Raw genomic sequence first — 2,792 nt, 5'->3', positions numbered from 1 at the left:
GGCTATTGAATGGGTGTCCAACTTCCGGGGGTCAGATCAATGGCGTGGCTCTACCCGAACGCGGCCGCCCACCGGTAGTGCCACGCCATGCGTGGCAACGCAGCCCACCGACCATCACGACACCCCACGGTAGTGCCACGCCATGCGTGGCAACGCAGCCCACCGACCATCACGGCACCCCACGGTAGTGCCACGCCATGCGTGGCAACGCAGCCCGCCGACCATCACGGCACCCCACGGTAGTGCCACGCCATGCGTGGCAACGCAGCCCATCCGCCATCAAAACACCCAACGGCAATACCACCCCGCGCGGCATCACACCCCAACACCGCCCCCCCCCCAAAAAACAAACCCCCGCATCCGCGGGGGTTTGTCGTTCAAGCACCCAGCCGTATCAGCTGTTGGCCTTCAGCTTGGCCAGCCGCAGCCAGGTGTCCACCACGGTGTCCGGGTTCAACGACACCGACTCGATGCCTTCCTGCATCAGCCACTCGGCCAGGTCCGGGTGATCCGACGGCCCCTGGCCGCAGATGCCCACGTACTTGCCCTTGGCCCGTGCCGACTTGATCGCCATCGACAGCAGCTTCTTCACGGCCAGATTGCGCTCGTCGAACAGGTGGGCCACGATCGACGAATCGCGGTCCAGGCCCAGGGTCAGCTGGGTCAGGTCGTTGGAGCCGATCGAGAAGCCGTCGAAGATCTCCAGGAACTCATCGGCCAGCAGTGCGTTGGACGGCACTTCGCACATCATGATGATCTTCAGGCCGTTCTCGCCCTGCTTGAGCCCGTTCTGCTCCAGCACCTCGACCACCTTGCGGCCTTCTTCCAGGGTGCGCACGAACGGGATCATGACCCACAGGTTGTCCAGGCCCATTTCGTTGCGCACGCGCAGCACGGCCTGGCACTCCAGGGCGAAGGCGGCCGAGAAGCTCGGGTCGACGTAACGGCTGGCGCCGCGGAAGCCGATCATCGGGTTCTCTTCGTGCGGCTCGTAGTTGGTGCCGCCGATCAGGTTGGCGTACTCGTTGGACTTGAAGTCCGACAGGCGCACGATCACCGGGTTCGGGGCCACCGAGGCGGTCAGGGTGGCGATGCCTTCGGCCAGGCGGCCGACATAGAAGCTGACCGGATCGGCGTAACCGGCGATCTTCTCGTCGATCTTCTTCCGGGTCGCCGCGTCCTGGCGGTCGTATTCCAGCAGCGCGTTGGGATGGATGCCGATGTGGCTGGCAATGATCATCTCCAGGCGGGCCAGGCCGATGCCGGCGTTCGGCAGCTGGCCGAAGTCGAAGGCACGTTCCGGGTTGGCCACGTTCATCATGATCTTCAGCGGCGCCGGCGGCATGTTGCCCAGGTCGGTGGTGGTGCGCTCGAACGCCAGCTTGCCTTCATAGATGAAGCCGGTGTCGCCTTCGGCGCAGCTGACCGTCACTTCCTGGTCGTCCTGGATCAGGTGGGTGGCATTGCCCGAGCCGACCACGGCCGGCACGCCCAGCTCGCGGGCGATGATCGCCGCGTGGCAGGTACGGCCACCGCGGTTGGTGACGATGGCCGAGGCGCGCTTCATCACCGGCTCCCAATCGGGATCGGTCATGTCGGCGATCAGCACGTCGCCGGGCTGCACGCGGGCCATGTCGTCCAGCGACTTGACCACGCGCGCGGTACCGGCGCCGATCTTGGCACCCACCGCGCGGCCCTCGGCCAGCACCTTGCCGTCCTTCTGGCTCAGCGCGAAGCGCTCGATCTGGGTGGCATGGCCACGCGACTTCACCGTCTCCGGACGCGCCTGCACGATGAACAGCTTGCCGCTCACCCCGTCCTTGGCCCACTCGATGTCCATCGGGCGGCCGTAGTGTTCTTCGATGATCAGCGCCTGGCGGGACAGTTCCTGCACGTCCTCGTCGCTGATGGAGAAGGTGTTGCGCAGCTCGGCCGGGGTGTCCTCGGTGCGCACGCGCTCGCCGGGCACGTCCGAATAGACCATGCGGATGGCCTTGCTGCCCAGCGAACGGCGCAGGATCGCCGGCTTGCCCGCCTTCAGAGTGGGCTTGTAAACGTAGAACTCGTCGGGGTTGACCGCGCCCTGCACGACCATTTCGCCCAGGCCCACCGAGGCGGTGACGAACACCACGTCGCGGAAGCCGGACTCGGTGTCCAGGGTGAACAGCACGCCCGAGGCACCCACGCCGGAGCGCACCATCAGCTGCACGCCCGAGGACAGGAACACGTCTTCATGCTTGAAGCCGTGGTGCACGCGGTAGGCGATGGCGCGGTCGTTGTACAGCGAGGCGAACACTTCCTTGACCTTGTGCACGACATCGTCGGCGCCGGTCACGTTGAGGAAGGTCTCCTGCTGGCCGGCGAAGGACGCATCGGGCAGGTCTTCGGCCGTGGCCGAGGAGCGCACCGCCACGGCCACGTCGCCGCCGCCGTTCTCGTCGCACAGCTGCCTGTAGGCGCTGCGGATGTCCTGGTCCAGCTGCGGCTGCAGCGGGGCATCGATGACCCAGCTGCGGATCTCCTTGCCGGCCGCGGTCAGCGCGGCGACATCTTCCACGTCCAGCGTGGCCAGCTTGTCGAAAATACGCTTGGAAAGATCGTTGTGCGCGATGAAGTCCTTGAAGGCTTCAGCGGTGGTTGCGTACCCGCCGGGGACAGACACCCCCAGACCGGCAAGATTGCCGATCATTTCGCCAAGCGACGAATTCTTGCCGCCTACGCGGGCCAGGTCGGCCAGGCGCAGTTCGTGCAACCACAGGATATTCTCGTTCAAGCGCGATGCTCCGTTTGGC

The 2,792-nt window shown here is 65.8% G+C and carries 1 protein-coding gene; it reads right to left on the bottom strand.

Going from position 1 to position 2,792, the window contains the following annotated elements:
• Positions 1 to 394 precede the first annotated feature (394 nt).
• The gene (ppsA, locus tag RSA25_RS19360) at positions 395 to 2,773 is read right to left on the bottom strand and encodes a phosphoenolpyruvate synthase (protein WP_332810449.1); all 2,379 of its coding nucleotides are present in this window, start codon (positions 2,771 to 2,773) and stop codon (positions 395 to 397) included.
• Positions 2,774 to 2,792 lie beyond the last annotated feature (19 nt).

Source organism: Stenotrophomonas sp., from assembly GCF_036662295.1.
Classification (GTDB): Bacteria; Pseudomonadota; Gammaproteobacteria; order Xanthomonadales; family Xanthomonadaceae; genus Stenotrophomonas.
The sequence above is the reverse complement of the archived record's forward strand: the minus strand, read 5'-3'. Positions and strand labels throughout refer to the sequence as shown.